This is a genomic window from Myxococcus sp. CA033, assembly GCF_013336625.1.
Taxonomy (GTDB): domain Bacteria; phylum Myxococcota; class Myxococcia; order Myxococcales; family Myxococcaceae; genus Myxococcus; species Myxococcus llanfairpwllgwyngyllgogerychwyrndrobwllllantysiliogogogochensis.
The window spans coordinates 1-18,821 of the sequence record NZ_JABUMU010000016.1 but is presented as its reverse complement, the minus strand read 5'-3'; the positions used below and the strand labels follow the sequence as shown (position 1 = coordinate 18,821).

Below are 18,821 nucleotides of genomic sequence, written 5' to 3'. Positions count from 1 at the left end.
ACGTCGAGTGCTGCGGGGGTTTTCTCGGCGGCTGCGTCGCCTCCGGACCTGATGCGCGGTGCGTCGACGACCCCACGGACTCCTGCTCCCCTAACACAGGAGGTGCGGATTGCCCTGGCGTCTGCGACTAGATTACTGAAAATTTCCGATTCCCTGGACGCCTCGGCGAGCCACGCCAATCCTGCGTTGGTTGTGTCGACGTGATTGTGCATAGTGCGTCGTTCATGTCGTCACCGGCTCATTCCGTGCCGCGCAGTCGCCCCTGGCTGCGCTCCCTGCTGCGTCAATCCATTATCGGACTCACGTGGCTGTCAGGGCGGCTGCTGGCGACCGCCGAATGGCTCCGGTGGGTGCGTCTGAGATATGTCTGGCTCAAACCGCGACGCGGAGACATCTACATCGCCACCAGCCCCAAGGCGGGAACGACGTGGATGCAGATGATTGTCTTCCAGCTCGTCACGCAAGGCCGGGGCGAGTTCGAGCACATCAATCAGGTGTCACCCTTCCTGGAGCTCCTGCCCCGCGATGCCACCACGGAGCCCCTGCTGGACTCGCTGCCCTCACCGCGCATCCTGAAGTCGCACCTGCCCTTCCAGCAGCTCAAGCCGCCCAGGCACAGCCGCATCATCTACGTCACGCGCAACGCGGCGGACTCGCTGGGCTCGCTCTACCACCACCACTGTCTGATGGAGGCCACGCCCCTGCCCTTCGAGGGCTACTTTCGGGTGGTGATGGATGTGGAGAACCCGTGGCTCGGGCACCTCGAGTCCTGGTGGCCGCACCGGAAGGACGCCAACGTCCTGCACGTGCGCTACGAGGACTTGATTGAGAACCTGGAGGCGGGCGTCAGGCGTGTGGCCGCGTTCTGCGAGCTGCCCATCGACGAGTCGCGGCTGGGCAACATCCTGGAGCGGTGCGGCATCGCGTACATGAAGCAGCACAACGAGCGGTTCGACATGCGCGGGCCGCAAGCGGCGCTCCAGGGCCGAGGCACCTTCATCCACCAGGGTGGCGTGGGCCAGGGCCGCGCGAAGCTGAGCGAGGAGCAGCGCGCGGAGCTGGACACCCGGGTGGTCCGCGCTCGCCAGCGGCTGGGCATGGTGGCCACGGAGCCGTAGGGCCAAACGCTCGCCCGGCCGCACCTGGAGCGCTGGGGCTACACGTCCGGCTTGGACGGGTCCTTCCCCTTCTGCTTGTCGTTCTTCCAGCCCCAGCTGGAGCTCCACATCCCGGGCCCCGTGAAGAGCACCGTGACGAGCGTCATCACCGCGGCGCCAATGAGAATCTCCCAGAACATGTCCACGCCTCCAGCCACAGAGTCAGCACCATCCGTACACGCCCAGCATCCCTGATGAAGGCGTAACCGGCGACACATCCCAAGGGGAGTGTCACCTCGCCCACCCGTCGCGAGCACCCTACCGCCCGCTCCCTCGGGGACCCGACGAGAGGTCGCCCTTGAAACAATGACGGGTGGCGTCAACGGCGCGCGGCAACCTAGCAGCTCATGCCCCGAGTGCAATCGAGGACGGAGACACTTCGCCGTCGGGGGCCGGTCCACTTCGCGGTGGTACTGTGCCCGCCCGAATGCCTCTGCTCCCCATCCGTGGCCCGCACCGCTCCGCAGTCATCGGCGCGTGCGTCTCTTCTCTTCGCCGTGCTCCGCTGCTCATGGGCCTGCTGTTCGGCGTCCTCGGCTGTGAGGGGCGACCCCCTCCGGAGAATCCAGGCCCGGTGAACCCGTGTCCCTCCGGCACCTGTGGCGGCGGCCAGGTCGTCCGGCCCGAGGGGAGCGTGCGCATCGCGGCGTTCAACGTTCATCGCCTCTTCGACACCGTCTGCGACTCAGGGAAGTGCGGCGGCTCCGAGTATGAAGCCCTGCCCACGCCGGGCGTCTTCGATGCCCAGGTGGGTCGGCTGGCGAGTTCCCTCACCACGCTGGACGCCGACATCGTGCTGCTTTCCGAGGTGGAGACCCAGGTGGGGCTCGACGCGCTCCAGGCGCGGCTGCCGGAGTTTCCTCACGCCGTGCTGGGCGAGACGGGTGGGACGGCCTCCGTGGACGTGGCGGTGCTGTCCGCCTTCCCCATCACCTCGGTGGGAAGCCATCGGGACCGCGTCCTGACGCGACCGGATGGCTCGACGACGCGCTTCTCGCGCGAGCTGCTGGAGGTACATCTGGACGTGAACGGCAAGGAGGTCATCGTCTTCGCCGCGCACTTCCGCTCGAAGGTGGATGACGACCCGGGCCGTCGCTACGCGGAGGCGGACACCACGCGGACCATCGTCGCTCAGGCCGCCGCGCGCGCGCCGAAGGCGCTGGTGGTGATGGGCGGCGACCTCAACGACGTGCCCGGCTCGGCGCCCATCACCGCCATGGAGCGCGATGGACAGCTGCTGCGCGTGGCGAAGGACCGCCCGGACGACCAGACCTGGACCTATGTCTATTCCGGGCAGAAGCAGGCCATCGACCACCTGTTCGTCGCGAACGCGGCGGGCGGCACCTATGTGCCGGGCTCGTTCCGCGCGGCGCGGGAAGGAGGCGGTGGGTTTGGCGGCTCGGACCACTCCGCCGTGCTGGCCGACTTCCTTCCCTCGCCTTGAGCCGCGTCTTCAGCTCGCGGCGGGCAGGGCCTGGATGTCCAGTTCGATGTCCACCTTCTCGCCGACGAGCCACCCGCCGTTGTCGAGCGTCTTGTTCCAGCGGATGCCGTAGTCGGAGCGGTTGATGGTGCCCTTGGCCGTGTAGATGAGGCGCGTGCTGCCCCACGGGTCCTTCGACGTGGCCGTGTGGCGCGCCTCGAATACGACGGGCTTCGTCACGTTGCGGATGGTCAGCTCGCCGAGGAGCCGGAAGCCCGAGCCTCCGGTGGGCTCCAGGTTCGTGCTGCGGAAGGTGAGCCTGGGCGCGGCTTCCGCGTCGAGGAAGTCGGGCGAGCGCAGGTGTGTGTCGCGGTCCGGCGCGCCCGTGTAGATGCTGGCCGTCTCCGCGCTCACTTCGACCTCGCCCTGGGTCGGCCGCTCGGCGTCCACGCGCAGCACGCCGGAGACGCGCTCGAAGCGGCCGTGCACGCGCGCCACCACCATGTGGCGGGCGATGAACAGGACAGAGGAATGGGATGAATCAATGTTCCAGGAGGTCACGGGCATGAGGGGGGCTCGTTGGGTGAGGAGTCGAGGGGGAGCGTCGCGAGCGGGTCACCGCGGACACAGTCATCCTAGAGAAAGAACGCACCCCAGGTGGCCTATTCGAGTGACGCTTCAAACATTGCGACGCGAAGTGAATGCCTACCCGACGTGGCGCGCGCGCAGGCGAGCGTGGACGATGTCAGACATTGCGCGAGCCCCCGTCGGGGTGTCGCCGTAAAACAAACAAGGCCCGTACACTCGGACGCCTTGGCGCTTTTTCCCCAGCCTCCGAACAGTGGATGCTTTCCGGAGAACAGATGCGTCCCAACATCGTGGTCGTCAACGGCGAGCGGCACTGGCCGACCTGGTTCCCGGAGGCCGAGGTCATCCCGGTCCGACTCCAGGACTCCGCCTGGGTGCTGCGCGAGGGCATCCTGTGGTGCATCACCCGAGAGGCGGCGGTGCGAGTCGACGGCGTCTTCTGGCGCGTGGGCGCCATCCGTCCGGACCCGCGCCATCGCACGGTCCTGGACCTGGTGCGGCTGAGCGGCGTGCCGTGTGTCAACCCCGCGAAGACGCTCGTGCGGTGTCATGACCGGCTGTCCATGCTCGCCGAGCTTCGCGAGGCGGGCCTGCCCGTCATCCCCTTCGACGTCGCGCTCGGTGACGACATGGTGCGCCGGATTGCCCGACCCGCGCCGTTCGTCGTGAAGGTGGGCAACCACCATGGCGGTTACGGGAAGGCGCTGGTGCGGAAAGAGTCCGAGTGGTTCGAGGTCGCGGACCTGCTGTTCGCCGCCGATGACTACGCGGCTGTCGAGCCCTATATCGACTACCGGCGGGACGTGCGCTGCCTGGCCATCAGGGACCAGTTCTGGGCCATGTCGCGCGCGGGCGCGGGCTGGAAGGCCAACGTCCAGACGCGAAAACACCAGGTCATCGACGCTCCCGAGGAATTGGTGGGCTACACCCGGCGGGCCCTGGAGCACCTGGGGGCTGATATCGTCGCGCTCGACTTCCTGGAGACGCAGGAGGGGCGCTTCGTGTTGCTGGAGTGCAACGACACGCCGGGCCTGTCGGGCTTCCCCGAGCAGCTGTGTTCCGAATTGGCGGAATGTCTCCGGGAGAAATTGCGGACCCGCCCCCCAGCTGGGGCCTGAAACACGCGGGGGTCCATCGGGACACAGCCGCTGTCATTTTGCCAAGACGGCTCACCCGGAGGATTCTGGGAACACGGTCTCACGAGGGGGAGACTCCGACTGTCGACGGCGAATCCTCGCTCGCGCCGCTTCATCCTGGAGCCACAGCCTCGCATGCGGATCGCCGTCATCGCCACGTACACGCACCCCACGCGCCTGCGCATCAAGGAACCCTCCATCATGCAGTCCTCCGTGCCGGAGCTGATCGCCGGCCTGTGCCCCGAGCACGCGGAGGTGGAGGTCTTCAACGAGAAGGAGGTGGACATCCCGTTGGACCGGCACTGGGACCTGGTCTTCTTCTCGTACCTGCACTCCTACTACGAGCACACCAAGGTGCTCTCCACGCTGTTCCGCCAGCGCGGAATGACCACCGTCGCCGGCGGCCGCCACGCCACGCACTTCCCCGACGACGTGGCGCTGTACTTCGACGCCGTCATCACCGGTGAGCCCGAGTCCAACGTCCCCGCCCTCATCGCGGACTTCGACAAGGGCCAGCTCCAGAAGCGCTACGAGCGGCCCTCGCTCGGCCCCACCGCCATCCAGCCGTATCGCTACGAGCTCATCGACTTCACGAACAACAAGGTGCGCCTGCCCGGCATCGAGGCGTCACGCGGCTGCCCGTTCCGCTGCAACTTCTGCGTCCTCACCGGCCACGAGCGCTACCGCTACCGCCCCGTCGCGCAGGTCATCGACGAAATCCAGACGCGCATGCGCTGGAACCCCAACTACCTGGGGTTGATGAAGGACGCCTTCATCTTCCTCGACAACAACCTGGGCGGCTCGCCCAAGTACCTGCGCGAGCTGTGCGAGGCGCTGATTCCCCTCAAGAAGACCTGGGGCTGCGCGCTCACCTTCAACGTCCTCAAGGACGCGTCGCTGGTGAACCTGATGGCCAAGGCTGGCTGCCGCTACGTGTACACCGGTCTGGAGTCGCTCAACCCCGAGTCCATCAAGGCGATGAACAAGGGGCAGAACACGCTCTCCGAGGTCGACGCCGTCATCCGCCGAACCTTCTCCGCCGGAATCCTCCTGTCCTTCGGCCTCATCGTCGGCTCGGACGGCGACACCAATGAGTACCTGGAGAAAATCCCCGAGTACCTCGCGGACCTGCAGTACTTCTCCGTCACCTTCCTCGGCATCGTCAGCCCATACCCGGAGACGCCGTTCTTCCGAGAACTGCAGGCCGAGGACCGGCTCCTGCCCGGCACCGTCAGTCGCGACTACGACGGCTACACGCTCTGCCACCGGCCGAAGAACCTGCACCCCTCCGAGGTCGTGGACCACTTCCACCGGCTCTGCGCGCAGCTGGGGAGCCTGCCGAACATCGCCCGGCACTACTGGTCCAAGCTGACCTTGAGCAACCTGCCCCGCTACAAGCAGACCATCCTCTTCGCCGGGCCCGAAATCCTCAGCATCCGCAACCCGCTGAAGAACCCGGCCCGCCGCTACATCGCCGGCATGGACGCGCTGGAGGACTGGGACACAAAGCAGATGGCGGCGCTCGGACTTCAGCCCCAGCGCATCACCTGAGCGCGACGGCGCGAGGCGCTTCCACCGGGGCAGGCGGCGTCAGGCCCAGCTCCGCCTCCAACCGGTCCAGGCGCCGCAACTCCGCCTGGGCACCAATGGACTGGAAGATGTCGCGCGCCCGCGCCAGGAACTCCACACGCCGGTGCGGCAGCGCCACGGCCGCGTCATGGTACGCGACGCCCGTCTCCCACCGGTTCGGCGTGTCCTCCAGGAAGGCGATGGCGCGCAGGAACAGCGACTCCGCCGCCTTGCCGCCCTTCTTCAGCGCCAGCGCGCGCGCCGTCACCCGCATCGCGGGCCCCTTCAGGTACGGGTAGCGCCGCCCCAACAGCCGCGCCTTGAACAGGCAGCGACGGATGATGGCCCACAGCGTCTCCTTTGGCACCGCCACCGCGCCCTGCTCCAGCGCGAACAGCGCGCCCTCCGCCGCGTCGACCAGGCCAATGTGGAGGAAGGGCACCAGCACGTGGTAGCGCCACAGCGCCTCGTCCGCGCGCACCGCCATCAACCCCGCTTCCTCCACCTGATGCTCGCGCACCGTCACGTTGACCAGGTGGTTGAGGCTGGCGCACTGGTTGGCCAGGTCCTGCACCTCGATGCTGATGCGCAGGCCCTGCTCCAGCTCCGCGCACAGCTCGCCGACTTCGCCCTCGCCCCGCAGGTAGCGGCACATGGGAATCCACGAGTGCGCCCACCCCTGGTGCATGAGCGCGTGCAGCTCCTCGCCCATCTTCCCCATCTCCAGAAAGGCCCGCTCGGCCCCCTCGAAGCGCGAGGCGAGGAACTGGCTGGAGCCCAGCATCATCAGCCCCGTCTGCACCTCCCACATGTCCCGCACCTGGCGAAGCAGGGACATGGCCTGCTCGGCGTACTGCGTCGCCTGCGCCAGGTCGTTGCTGAAGACGGACAGCGTGGCCAGCCGGCTCAGGGCGATGCCCTCCGCCGAGGGATCTCTCGCCCGCCGCGCGTAGTCCAGCGCGCGCAGACACCAGCGCTTCGACAGCCCGAGGAAGCCCGAGCCGAACAGGAGCGAGCCGTAATAGCTGCTCGCCAGGCTCAGGCCCCGCTCACCGCGCGAGCGCTCCGCCATGATGGTGGCCACCATGGTCGCCCAGGTGAGCTTGGCGATGTCCTTGAAGTAGTAGATCTTGATGAGGGAGATGAGCGTGGTCAGCTGCTTGAGGTACAGCGGCAGCCGTGAGCCCAGGGGCCGCGCCAACCAGGGGAACAGCGCGTAGAGCAGGTGCAGCCCGAAGGCCAGGAGCGTGCGCACCACGAGCGCGGGCAGGCTCCCCGGCGTGCGGTGCCCCATCAACTCCATGGCCCGCTCCAGCTCCTGGATGGCCCGCTTGGACTCGCCCTTCTCCTGATGGGCTCGCCCCAGGCCCAGGTGCAGCTCCGCGCGGCGTGACACCAGCTCCTCGTCCGCCAGGCACTGCTCGAACATGTGGATGGCGCCCGCGTAGTTGCCCGCCTGCAGCAGCGTCTCCGCCAGCTCCTGCATCACCCGGCGCGTCTTGAGCAGCACCTCGTCCGGGTCCAACTCCACCGTGCCGGCGAGGATTTCGATGGCGCGGTTGTAGTGGTGGAGGGCGTCGTCGTTGGCGTACTGACCGCGCGCCCCTCGGGCCGCCATCAGCGTGTACTCCAGGCCCTTCACCTCGTCGTTCCCGGCGAGGAAGTGGAAGGCGAGGATGCCCGCGGACGCCGCCGTGTTCTCACCGGCACGGGCTTCCAGGAAGCGCGCCAGGCGCCGGTGCAGGTCCTCCCGCGACGACACCATGAGCGTGTTGTAGGCCGCGTCGCGGATGACGATGTGCTTGAAGATGCAGGTGTAGGGCTCCTCCACCTCCAGGAGGATGAGGCCCAGGTGCGTCAGCGTGTCGATGGCCTCGCGGATGCGCTGGCGGGACACCGAGCCCGGCGCGAGCGCCGCCACCGCGTCCAGCGTGAAGATGCGGCCGATGACAGACGCCACCTTCACCACCAGCTTCTCCGTCTCGCTCAAGAGGTCGATGCGCGCGAGCACCACGTCCTGGATGGAGTCCGGCAGCACCAGCGTCTGGAGGCTCCGCTTCAGCTCCCGCCGCGACGCACCCGGCGACACCGGCCCCAGGTAGCCGCCCTCGACGAGCCCCTGGACGATGGACTCCGCGAAGAACGGATTGCCCTGCACCTTGGACAGGAGCACGTCCTCCAGCGCCGTGTCTGGCGGCTCCATGCGCAGGTGGACGCGCAGGAGCGCGCGGGTGTCCTCGTCCTCCAGGCTGGACAGGTCCAACCGGCACAACCCCGGCATGTCGTCGCGCACGTTGCGCAGCTGCTCACCGGGCCGCATCGTCACCAGCAGCGTCAGCCGCAGCGGCGCGAGCCGGGCCGCCACGTACTCGATGAGGTCGACGGAGATGTTGTCCGCCCAGTGCAGGTCCTCGAAGAACAACAGCAGCGGCGTCTTGCGCGCGTGCTTCTCCAGGAGCTGGAAGATGATTTGAAAGACCTTCTGGTTCTTGTGCCGCGCGTCCAGCCCCACCGTGGCCGCGTCTTCCTCCACGCTCAGGCCCAGCAGGGCGGCCATCACCGGAATCCACTCCGGGCCCGCGTCCTCCAGCCCGTCGAACCCCTGCCGCAGCCGCGCGAGCTGCGCGTCCACGTCGTCGCCCTCGTGCAGGCCGAAGAGCTGCACGAGCACCTCCTTCCAGGGGAAGAAGGGCGTGAACATCTCGTACGAGTAGCAGATGCCGTACAGGCTGCGCGCGCCGCGCGACTCCGCCTCCTCCACCACCTTGGCGCCCAGCCGCGACTTGCCGATGCCCGCCTCGCCGGACACCACGCACAGCCGACCACTGCCCGAAAGCGACTCCTCCACCGCCGCGTGGAGCTGCCCCAGCTCGCGCCCGCGCCCGACGATGCCGCCCCGTCCCTTGATGAAGAGGCTGCGGCGCACCTCGCCCTTGAGCTGGTAGACGGGCACCGCGCGGGAGACGCCCTTGAGCGTCGCGTCCTCCACGAACTCCGTGGTGAAGCCGCCCGCCTGGAGCTTGCGCTCCGTCTGCGCGTCGATGTGGATGCCCACTCCGTCCGCGTACGTCATCAGCCGCGCGGCCAGGTTCACCACCTCGCCCAGCGCCGAGTAGCCCTTGCGCCAGGGCGAGCCCATGTCGCCGAAGTAGGCGTGCCCCGTGGCGATGCCAATCTGCAGCTCGCGCACGTACGGGAAGGACTCGCGCTCACGCAACAGCTTGCACGCCAACCGGCTGGCGAGCACTTCCTTGTTCTGCTGCGCGGTGGGCGCGCCGAAGAGGACGTAGAGGACGTTGCCCTTGTCCGTGAAGTCCGTCATCAGCAGCACGCCACCGTGGTGCGCGCTCTCTCGCTGGACGTGCTCGTAGAAGGCGTTCAGCTCGCGGGTGAAGCCCTCGATTTCCGACGGCGAATGGTCCGTCTTGAAGCGCAGGAAGAAGCAGGTGAGGTCTCGGAAGTCCCCGCCCAATTCCTGGTGCGCGGTGGTGATGCGAGTGAAGAGCACCGGGTGCAGCAGGAGCGCGCAGCGGCCCACCAGTTCCTCGCCACCAGGGGAGACGAACGTGGGCGGAGCCCGCGCCTCCAGCGGCACCGAGGGCTCCAGGCGGAAGGCGCCGTCGCGCTCCTCGCCCACCCGGGCCAGGTCCGGCAGGAGCGCCCACGCCTCGCGGCTCAGGAGGACCTCTCCCACGCGGGCCCGCTTCTCCGCGGCCACCGCCTGCTCCAGCGGGTGGCCCACGAGCGCCGGGTGCATCCACATGCCTGTCGTGCCCAGGACGATGCGGTGCGACTCCCCCACGCCGATGCCAATGCGCGACGACACGGCGAAGCGCTGTCCCAACAGCTCCAGCCGGGAGAAGCGCGCCAGCCGCCGCTGCACGTCCAGCGCGCACCGCGCCGCGCGTCCCACCGCCTCCGCGTCGCCCTCGCTCACGGCGGGCTCGAAGCAGGCGAGGATGGAGTCTCCGGCGAACTGGTAGATGTCGCCGCCGTGCTCCTTCACGACGTCGATCATCTCCGTGTAGTAGCTCTCCAGGAGGCGCTGGAGCGCGTCGATGCCGCGAGGCCCCTCGCCACTCAGCCCGACGACGATGGGCGTGAAGCCCGCGATGTCGAGCACCAGGATGGCGCCGCGCACCGACTCCACCGGAGGCAGCGCGTGCGCCTCTGTATCCTCCAGGCGGCGCAGCAGCGCGCCGGGGATGTAGGGCCGCAGCGAGGAGAGGACGAGGTCGATGTCCGCCGACGACATGCCGCCCTCAGCCCAACGTCCGGAAGCGAATCCACATCGCGACCACACCCACCGCGGCGTAGAAGAATGTCTCGATGGTCTCCGACAGCGGCTGCGCCCTTCTCAGCGCACCCCACGCGTGGACCACCACCATCGCCGCGCACACCCAGCCGATGAGCTCGAACAGCGCCGGCTGACTCCGGGGGTCCGGGATGTAGCGCACCACCGTGAGGATGATGGCCAGCGCCACCCCTCCCAGACAGCGGCCGAAGTACACCGTCAGGTCCGTGTTCCCCTGCACCGGCGCCCAGCCGAACCACCGGGACCAGCGCAGCGGCATCAGCAACAGCGGCAGCGCGAACACCAGCAGGAAGAACGTCGTCGAGACGGCGAGGAACCAGCTGGCGAGTGGGTATTCGGCGCTGATCATGTCGACAGCCGTCCATCCTAGTCGTTTTTCCCCCGGCTTCGAGTGCCCTCGATCAAACCAAGCAATCCTGGCTTTTCTCGCTCAGGGAGCGAGGGGGCGGGCGGGCTCACGGACGGAGGCGCGGATGAACTCGGCGACGCGCTCCAGGGAGTCGGTGCGCTCCAGCTCCGACGAGAAGCGGCGGAACGCCTCCGGAGGGCCGAAGAGGATGATGGGCTTGCCGTAGCGCAGGCACAGCGAGGCCTCGGAGGCGGTGCCGGCGCCCCCCGGCAGGGCCACGAGGGCGTGGGGGGTGAGCACGTTGATGTGGTTGCGGCTGAGCGGGTCCGTCCCCTGCTCTCCGCTGAGGGGCAGGTGGGTGTAGATGGCCAGCTCCACCCCGGGGTTGGGGTAGCCGGAGCGCGGCACGTAGTCGCCGTCCTTCACGGTGCCCGGGACGATGCCAATGGAGATTCCGCGCCGACCCACCACCTGGACGAAGGCATCCGCGGCGGCCCGCATGACGCCACTGCCGGCGCCGGTGAGCAGGTCGAACCCCGCTTCGGCGATCCACCGTGCCAGGGGAATGACACGCTCCAGGTGCTCTTCCTGGCCTGATCCGAAGACCCCGATGATCCGCCGTTCCCTTCGCATGGATGCCCACTCCTTCCCGGACCTGTGACCGGCCCTCCCGGAAGCTTCTTCCATGTGCGTCCGACGCACCCGGCGCAACCGTTCAGTGCCGCACAGAGGGGGCGTCGGCCGTTCACCGACGGAAGGATCCACCCTCGGACAGAGACCGAAATGACACTTGCAGGACGGCGCGCGCGGCGGGGTGTGACTCCCCCGGGGGCCCTCCACCTGTCAGACCCCCTCCCTACCCTCCTTCACGTCAAGCCTGGAGGTCGGCCTTGTTCGACACCTGTGGTGGATGTGAGCGGCGCGGTGGCCCCGGTGAAATCTTCGACTGGTGCGCCAACTGTGAGCTGTCCTTGTGCCCCCGCTGCATGAAGCGGGGATGCTGCGACGCGCTACCCGCGGAGTCGGGGCGGGATGCTCCGTTGATGTTGCCGGACCCGCCGGAAGAGGAGGAGGCCCCCTTGCCGGAGCACTTCGGCGGGCGGTGCTGCTCCAGCGCCCGCGCGGTGGCGTGCTCGTGTGCATTCCACTGGGTCTGTGAGCGACACGGGGACCAGCACATCGGCACCCACGACTGAAGCGACGGCGTGAGGGAAGAAAATCCCGGGCGTACGTTCAACCGTCGGCGGCACAGAGCCAACGGCGTCCCGAGCCTGGGGCGCGCGTGACGCAGGCTGACGGGGGATTCGTCGATGACCATGGTGCTGGGGCACGGACCGATTCACGTCCGGCTGATGGAGCTGGTCGCAGCCGCGGCGACAAACGACGCGGAGGTGCTCATCCAGGGGCCGAGCGGCGTGGGCAAGGAGCTGTATGCGCGGCTCGTCCACGAGCAGAGCGCCCGGGCACCCCATCCGTTCATCCCCGTCAACTGTGGCGCCCTGCCACCGGACCTCTTCGAGAACGAGCTGTTCGGCCACGTGGGCGGCGCCTTCACCGGCGCGAAGACTCGCAACCGGGGGCTGGTGGCGGAGGCGGAGCACGGCACCCTCTTCCTGGACGAGCTCGACGCCCTCCCCCTCTCCAGCCAGGTGAAGCTCTTGCGCCTCATCCAGCAGAAGGAATACCGGCCGCTGGGGGACTCACGGCTGTATCACTCCGACGTGCGCATCATCGCCGCCACCAACACGGACCTGCTGGCGGCGGCCCAGGCGGGGCACTTCCGCTTCGATTTGTTCTTCCGCCTGCGCGTGCTGCCCATCGACGTGCCCCCGCTGCGCGAGCGGCCCGAGGACATCCAGCCCCTGCTCGAGTACTACCTCCGGCGCTACGCGGACGAGTACAGCAAAGCCCCCGTCACCTTCACGGAGGCCGCGAGGCATCGCCTGATGACCTACGCGTGGCCCGGCAACATCCGCGAGCTGGAGAACTGCGCGCGCTACCTCCTGTGCACGCGCGCGGGCACCTGTGTCGACGAGGAGGACCTGCCCCTGCTGGCGGAGCCCGCGCCCACGGGCCACCGCGAGCCGATGTCCGCGGTGTCCCGCGAGTCCTTCCAGGTGGCCAAGCGCCGCGTCGTGGAGGCTTTCGAGAAGGCCTGGCTGGAGGGCTCGCTCGTCGAGCACGGGGGCAACATCGCCGCCGCCGCGCGCGCCAGCGGCAAGCACCGCCGCGCCTTCTTCGAGCTGATGCGGCGGCACGGCCTCAAGGCCCACTCGCGCTGACGGGGACGCTCTCCTCCACGGGCCCCTCGCACGGCAGCTCCACGGTGAAGCGAGCCCCGGCGCCCAGCGTGCTCTCCGCGCGCACCTGCCCGCCCAGCGCCGCGACGATTTCCCGGACGATGAAGAGGCCCAGGCCCAGGCCGCCGTACTCCCGCGAGGAGACGGCGCGCTCGAAGCGGCCGAAGATGTGGGGCAGTCGCTCGGCGGGAATGCCGATGCCCTGGTCGACAATCTCCAACCGCACGCGGCCTCCGGTCTCCTCCAGGTGGACCTCGATGGGCTGCCCCGCGCCGAACTTGAGCGCGTTGGCGAGCAGGTTCGTCACCACCTGCTCCAGCCGGACACGATCCCACCGGCCCATGCAGCCCGGGGCCAGGTCCAGCGACAGCGAGGACTGCGAGCGCTGGATGGCGTCGCCCAACCCCTCCACCACGGCACGCACCACGGCCTCCAGGTCCACGGTCTCCAGTTGCAGGTGCAGCCGCCCCGTCTGGATGCGGGAGACATCGAGCAGTTCGTCCACCAGGTGCGCCAGCCGGCGCGTCTGGGCCTGGGTGGAGCGGGAGGCGCGCTGGACGGAGTCGCGCGTGGGCACCTCGCTACGGGCCAGCCCCTGCACGGAGAGCTGCAACGCCGTGATCGGCGTGTAGAGCTCGTGCGCGGCGATGGAGAGGAACTCGTCGCGCAGGCGGATGGCATCCTGCGACTCGTGGTACAGCCGCGCGTTGTCCAGGGCGATGGCCGCGCGGCGCGCCAGGTCCTGTGCCAGCTCCAGGTCCACGGGCCCATAGCGCTTCGCCGGCACCGAGGAGACGAGGGTCATGACGCCCAGCAGTCGCTCCCGGGCGATGAGGGGCACCGCCATCAACGTCCGGGCCTTCAGGGCGCGGATGAGCGCGAAATGCCGCGCGTCCCGACACAGTCGCGCCAGGAGTTCGTCAGTGAGCACCGGGATGAGCAGCGGCTCCTTCGTGCGCAGCACGGCGTTGGCGGGCTGCGACGAATCCCAATCCGGCGTGTACGACGCCTGGAGCTCCCGGGCGAGCCCCTCCGAGGCCGGGTCCGCGTGCGCGGTGGAGAGCCTGCGGATGGAGCCCGACGCATCCACCACGTCGATGGCGCACACGGTGGCCAGGAAGGGCACCGCCAGTCGAGCCAGCCGCTTGAGGGTGGCCTCGTAATCCAGCGACTCGGCGAGCACCACGCTGGATTCGGCCAGGAAGCGCACGGCCTCCTCGGCCCGCTTGCGCTCCTCGAAGAGGAGGCTGTTCTCCAGGGAGATGGCCATCTGCGAGGACAGCAATTGGAGCACCCGCACCCGGTCCGGGGTGAAGGCGTGCGTGGCCAGATTGTTCTCCAGGTACAGCACCCCCATGGTCCGCGCGTGGCGACGGATGGGCACCACCAGCGCGGACTTCACCCGCTGCCGCGCCACGTACGCATCCGTCACGAAGCGGCCCTGGTGCGCGGCGTCTCCCAGCACCACCGCGTCCCCCGTGCGCCAGGTGTGCCCGAGGAGCGACTCCGGCACCAGCTCCGCGCCCACGAGCGGGACGTGGAGCCGCGTCATCGGATCACCCACGCCCCCCACCGCCTCCAGCATCGGCGTGCCCTGCTCCTCCAGCACCAGCGCGCCCCGCTGCGCCCCAGCGACCTCCAGGCACACCGCCATCAGCTTCTCCAGGAGCCGCTCCAACGCCACCTCACCGGACAGCGACTGCGCCGCCTTGAGAATGCTCAGCAGGTCGAGCGACGCGCCCCGGAAGTCGTCCCCCGTCGGCGTGACGGTCTGGTCCCAGATGCCGGGCTCCTGTATCTGGACGTCCGGAAACTCCTCCTGGAGCGCGGCGACCACGGCCTTCGCCCCCCAGCGCGCATACCCCTCGCGCGCGGCCCGCAGGTACAGCGTGGCGATCCGCTTCCGGCCCAGCGCGCTGTACAGCCGTCCCGCGAGCACGTTCGCGAGCGCCTCATCCTGCGGGAAGCCTTCCTCCCGGGCCCGGTCGATGGCCTCGTCGAACAGCTCCGCGGCCTCCGTGAAGCGCCCCTCCAGCCGGGCCCGCTCCGCCGACAGCATCAGGTGGCGGTGGCGGAAGTTCTCCGGACAGTTCGTCGCCCAGTGCTGGAAGCGGTGCCACGTCTGCTCGACATACGCACGGCGCGCCTGTCGCTCCGCGTCGCGCCCAGCGTCCACACTGGCCGCCAGCACGAGCGCGCCGAAGAAGGCGTGCTCCGTGACGTTGAAGAGCGACTGCACGAAGCGGAGGTTCGGCTCGGCCGCGCGGAACATCTCCCGCGCACCCGCGAGGTCCCCGAGCAGGTAGGACGTCTGGAGCCGGAGGATGAAGAACTGACCGAGGATGGTCGGGTCGCCTTTCGACTGCTCCAGGAAGGTCGCCGTGTCGAACGTCGCGTCGTCGTAGCCTCCCCGCTCGCGAGTCCTCCCCTGGAGACACCGTATGGCCTGACGCAAGGCGAGCTGCGTGTCCGCCATGGCGCCCTGCCCGCTCTTGCGGTCGAAGGCCAGGGCCCCTTCGGCTTCCGCGTGGACGCGGTCCAGCTCCGTGCCCAGTCGCAGCCGGGTGAAGCTGATGCTGGCCAGGAGGTAGGCGACGTACTGCGGCTCTCCGCTCTCCAGGCCCGCGGCGAGTCCCCGACGCAGCAACGGCATCGACGAGCGCAGGGGCTCGCGCCAGTGCCGCATGTAGAAGAGGAAGGCGGCGAGGACGCGACACTCCTCACGCGGGTTGGCGAAGCGGCGGCTCAGCTCCATGCCCAGGTGACTGAAGGCGTGGCCCGCGGCGTAGTCGCCCCGTGACTCGCCATGGATGAGGCCGAAACACACGTAGGCGAAGGCCGAGTACACGCTGTTGCCGTGATTCAGCGTGAGGCCCAGCATCCGGGTGTAGATGAACGAGAACATCGGCGGGTCGGAGAACCACGCCGCGATGCCCGCGCTCATCAAGAGGCGCATGCAGCCGCGCTCCAACGAATCGGCCATGCGCGGCGCCGACAGCAGCTCCTCCTCGGTGCGGGACTTCCACATCTCCACCACCTGGGGCAGCTCCGCCTGGAAGTCGGCGGTGGCATCCCCGTCCGGCAGCGCCACGCCAAAGAGTCGCAGTCCCTCGCGGGCGTGCTGGAGCGCCGCCGCGTGATTCCGGCCGAGGATGCTGGCGTTCATGCGCAGGACGTAGAGGTCCACCTTCTCCAGTGGCGACGTGGCATGCGCCATCGCCTGGTCGATGAGGCGCTCGGACAGGAGGCGGTCTCCCGTGAGCTGCGCGCACTCCGCCGCGTCCTGGTGGAGCCGGAGCATGCGCTCGCGCTGCGTCTCCCAAGCGTCCTCCGGGAGGAGGACTCGGGCGCGCATGAAGTAGGCCAGGGCGGCCTCGAAGGCGGAGGCGTCTCGCACCTTGCGCCCCGCGCGCTGGTTGAGCTCGGCGAGCCACTGGCGCTCGGTGGCGGTCTCCACCACGTCGCCGCCCAGGTGGAAGTGGTCCGCCACCTCGCAGATGCGCGGCTCGGCCTCAACTCCCGGGGCGTCTTCCCACAGACGACGGCCGATGGTCCGGTGCAGCGCCCGGCGCTCCTCGTCCGACAACAACGAGTAGGCGGAATGTCTCACACGGTCATGCGCGAAACGGTACGTGGCCTGCCCCTCCGTCAGCCCGTCCGGCGTCTGCTCCGGATGGAGCGGCTGGAAGCGAGGTCCCCGCCCCTCCGGGACGAGCAGGCCCGCACGCAGCGCGCTCCACAGCGCTCCCGCCGTGTCCTCCATGGGGGCATCGACGACGCGAGCCAGGAGCCACAGGTCCACCTGACCGCGCATGCACGCGGCCACCGTCAGCAGCCGCTGCGTGTGCTTGGGGAGCCGACGGATGGAGTCCAGCATCAGCTCCACCACGTTGTCGGTGACCTCCGCCTGTTCGATTCGCGCCAGGTCCCAGTGCCACGAGCCGTCCTCCAGCTCATACGTGAGCAACCCGGTGCGATGCAGGTGCCGCAGGAAGTGACTGATGGAGAAGGGGTTGCCCGCGGTCTTCTCCAGCACGAGCCGCGCCAGCGCCCGCGCGCGCTCCGGCTCGCAGCGCAGCGTGTCCGCGCACAGCGTCGTCAGGGCGGACAGGTCCAGGGGCCCCAGCTCCAGGAGTCGCGGCGCCGCAGTGGTACCCGCGAGTGACGACAGCACTCGGGGGAGGGGATGCGACGTGCCCCACTCTCCGGGGCGATAGGCACCGATGAGAAGCACATGGTGCAGCTCCGGGTCCGTCACCAGCCGCGTGAGCAGCTCCAGCGTGGCGGCGTCCGCCCACTGGAGGTCGTCGAGGAACAACACCAGCGGCTCCTCGTCCGTGGCGAGGTCGCGAAAGAAGGACTGGAGCAGCAGGAGGAAGCGGCTGCCCGCCTCCCGAGGGCCCAGGGGGACGAGGGGAGGCTGCTCGCCGATGAGCCGCTCCAGTTCGGGAACCAGCTCGGTGAGCACCCTCCCCTGGGTGCCCAGCGCTTCCTGGAGACGCTGCCGCCACTCGGCCACTTCGTCGGGAGGTTGCTCCAGGACACCGACGACGAGCCCCCGGACGGCCTCCACCAGCGAGGCGTACGGTGTCTGGCCCTTCAGCTCCGAGGACTTTCCGGAGAGGAAGCGCCCCGTGCCCAGGTGCGCGCGCAGTGCGTGGACCAGGGACGTCTTGCCGCTCCCCGAGGCTCCCGACAACAGCACCCACTCCCGGGCGCCGAACCGCGCGCGCTCCAGCGCGGCGTCGAGCACGGCGCGCTCTTCGTCGCGGCCATAGAGCCTGTCGGGCAGCCCCAGCTCGCGCGCGAGGTCATACCGGCCCAGCTCGAAGGCGATGGGCGTGCCCGGTCCGCGCCAACGTCGCTGGATTTCTCGCAGGTCCTCCACGAGCGCCTCGGCGCTCTGGTAGCGCTCCTCGGGCACCTTCGCGAGCAGGCGCAGCACCACGTCGGAGAGGATGGCGGGAAGCTGGGGGTTCTTGTCGACGGGAGGTACAGGCGGCAGCGCGAGCAGGGCGTGGACCAGCTCCGCTGCGTCGGTCGACACGAAGGGCGCCTCGCCCGTGAGCATCTCGTAGAACGTCGCGCCCAGCGCATACAGGTCCGCGCGGTGGTCTACCCGGCGACGCATCCTCCCGGTCTGCTCGGGGGCGATGTAGCGCAGCGTGCCCTCGAAGCCACCGGGGACTCCCGCCATGTGCACGAGCCCTTGCACGCGCGTGGACAGGTCGAAGTCGATCATCACCAGCCCGCGTCCTCCGGGCGCCACGACGAGGTTGGCGGGGTTGAGGTCGCGGTGGATGACATGCTGGCGATGCAGCGCGCCCAGCGAGCTGGCGAGGTCACACGCCAGTTCCAGGAAGAGGTCTACCTCGATGGGGCCCCGGCGCAGCCATTCCCGCAAGTCATGGGGTCCTGCGTCCTCGATGGCGAGCGCAGGCTGGCCCGCCACCACCTCCAGCGCCACCACGCGGGCGACTCCGGTGAGGTCTCGAAGCTCGCTGAGCATCGCGTGCTCGTGACGCAGCAGGCCGGCGCTGCTCTCCGCCAGCGGCCCTTCGCGGACGACCTTGAGCACCCGCGCGGCGCCCTCGGGCGTCCAGGCGCGGAACACGTCGTAGCGGTGCCCCCGGTAGATTCTTCGCACGTCCTGATAGCCGGCCAGCTCCAGCATCACGACCCCTCGACGACTTCCCAGGGGAAGTTGCACACGCGACAGGCCCCGGGGCTCAGAAGGCACTAACGGATGATGCGGGCGCGGTCCTGTCCAGAGGAGCGGGCCGCCTGCCGCTCGGACGTCAACAGCTCCTGCGTGCGCCTCGCGGCATGCCTGCCTCGGGGTCCGAGAGTACGTCGGCTAGTACCTCGGCACAGAGGTTTTGAAGGGTTCAGGCCGCAGCGGCCACTGCTGCTTGGGCCTGGGGGTATGCTCGCCCGAGCTTGGTGCGGGCGCTGTCTATAGTGAAGCGCCAGCGGACGCGGGC

The 18,821-nt window shown here is 69.1% G+C and carries 12 protein-coding genes; 6 read left to right on the top strand and 6 right to left on the bottom strand.

Going from position 1 to position 18,821, the window contains the following annotated elements; all coding sequences use genetic code 11:
- Nucleotides 1–224: 224 nt before the first annotated feature.
- Entirely contained in the window at nucleotides 225–1,118 is an 894-nt protein-coding gene (locus tag HUA78_RS29740; RefSeq protein ID WP_217442647.1) for a sulfotransferase domain-containing protein, read from the top strand.
- 38 nt (nucleotides 1,119–1,156) lie between these two features.
- On the opposite strand, the gene HUA78_RS29735 is transcribed toward HUA78_RS29740, so the two are convergent.
- Complete coding sequence (locus tag HUA78_RS29735; RefSeq protein WP_174455667.1) at nucleotides 1,157–1,297, bottom strand: hypothetical protein; 141 nt, start codon at nucleotides 1,295–1,297, stop codon at nucleotides 1,157–1,159.
- 287 nt (nucleotides 1,298–1,584) lie between these two features.
- Here HUA78_RS29735 and HUA78_RS29730 point away from each other — a divergent pair, with 287 nt between their 5' ends.
- Nucleotides 1,585–2,601, top strand: a complete 1,017-nt coding sequence (locus HUA78_RS29730; RefSeq protein WP_141644754.1) for an endonuclease/exonuclease/phosphatase family protein — start codon at nucleotides 1,585–1,587, stop codon at nucleotides 2,599–2,601.
- Nucleotides 2,602–2,610: 9 nt separating this feature from the next.
- On the opposite strand, the gene HUA78_RS29725 is transcribed toward HUA78_RS29730, so the two are convergent.
- Nucleotides 2,611–3,147: a YceI family protein gene (locus HUA78_RS29725; RefSeq protein WP_141644755.1), complete on the bottom strand. Its 537-nt coding sequence runs from the start codon at nucleotides 3,145–3,147 to the stop codon at nucleotides 2,611–2,613.
- A 296-nt stretch (nucleotides 3,148–3,443) separates the two neighbouring features.
- On the opposite strand from HUA78_RS29725, the gene HUA78_RS29720 reads away from it, so the two are divergent.
- Together HUA78_RS29720 and HUA78_RS29715 are read left to right on the top strand one after the other, a co-directional pair.
- The gene (locus HUA78_RS29720; protein ID WP_141644756.1) at nucleotides 3,444–4,286 is read left to right on the top strand and encodes a RimK family alpha-L-glutamate ligase; all 843 of its coding nucleotides are present in this window, start codon (nucleotides 3,444–3,446) and stop codon (nucleotides 4,284–4,286) included.
- A gap of 153 nt (nucleotides 4,287–4,439) precedes the next feature.
- Nucleotides 4,440–5,855, top strand: a complete 1,416-nt coding sequence (locus tag HUA78_RS29715) for a radical SAM protein (protein ID WP_174464883.1) — start codon at nucleotides 4,440–4,442, stop codon at nucleotides 5,853–5,855.
- Here the strand turns inward: HUA78_RS29715 and HUA78_RS29710 are convergent.
- The 3 genes from HUA78_RS29710 to HUA78_RS29700 form a co-directional block, all read right to left on the bottom strand.
- A complete protein-coding gene (locus tag HUA78_RS29710) occupies nucleotides 5,848–10,128 on the bottom strand; it encodes an AAA family ATPase (protein ID WP_174477688.1) in 4,281 nt (1,426 codons plus the stop codon). The genes HUA78_RS29715 and HUA78_RS29710 overlap by 8 nt on opposite strands.
- 7 nt (nucleotides 10,129–10,135) lie before the next feature.
- On the bottom strand, nucleotides 10,136–10,537 hold the full coding sequence (locus tag HUA78_RS29705; protein WP_174455671.1) for a hypothetical protein: 402 nt from the start codon (nucleotides 10,535–10,537) through the stop codon (nucleotides 10,136–10,138).
- 81 nt (nucleotides 10,538–10,618) lie between these two features.
- Nucleotides 10,619–11,170 carry a molybdenum cofactor carrier protein gene (locus HUA78_RS29700; protein ID WP_174455672.1) on the bottom strand — a complete coding sequence of 184 codons (552 nt, stop codon included), beginning with the start codon at nucleotides 11,168–11,170 and terminating at the stop codon, nucleotides 10,619–10,621.
- 257 nt (nucleotides 11,171–11,427) lie between these two features.
- Here HUA78_RS29700 and HUA78_RS29695 point away from each other — a divergent pair, with 257 nt between their 5' ends.
- Both HUA78_RS29695 and HUA78_RS29690 read left to right on the top strand, forming a co-directional pair.
- Entirely contained in the window at nucleotides 11,428–11,733 is a 306-nt protein-coding gene (locus HUA78_RS29695) for a hypothetical protein (RefSeq protein WP_141644761.1), read from the top strand.
- A 114-nt stretch (nucleotides 11,734–11,847) separates the two neighbouring features.
- Nucleotides 11,848–12,819 carry a sigma 54-interacting transcriptional regulator gene (locus HUA78_RS29690; RefSeq protein ID WP_174477687.1) on the top strand — a complete coding sequence of 324 codons (972 nt, stop codon included), beginning with the start codon at nucleotides 11,848–11,850 and terminating at the stop codon, nucleotides 12,817–12,819.
- Here the strand turns inward: HUA78_RS29690 and HUA78_RS29685 are convergent.
- Nucleotides 12,800–18,511 (bottom strand): AAA family ATPase, encoded by a 5,712-nt coding sequence (locus HUA78_RS29685; protein ID WP_254623971.1) that lies wholly within the window; start codon nucleotides 18,509–18,511, stop codon nucleotides 12,800–12,802. The two genes, HUA78_RS29690 and HUA78_RS29685, sit on opposite strands and share 20 nt — an antisense overlap.
- Between the last annotated feature and the right edge of the window lie 310 nt (nucleotides 18,512–18,821).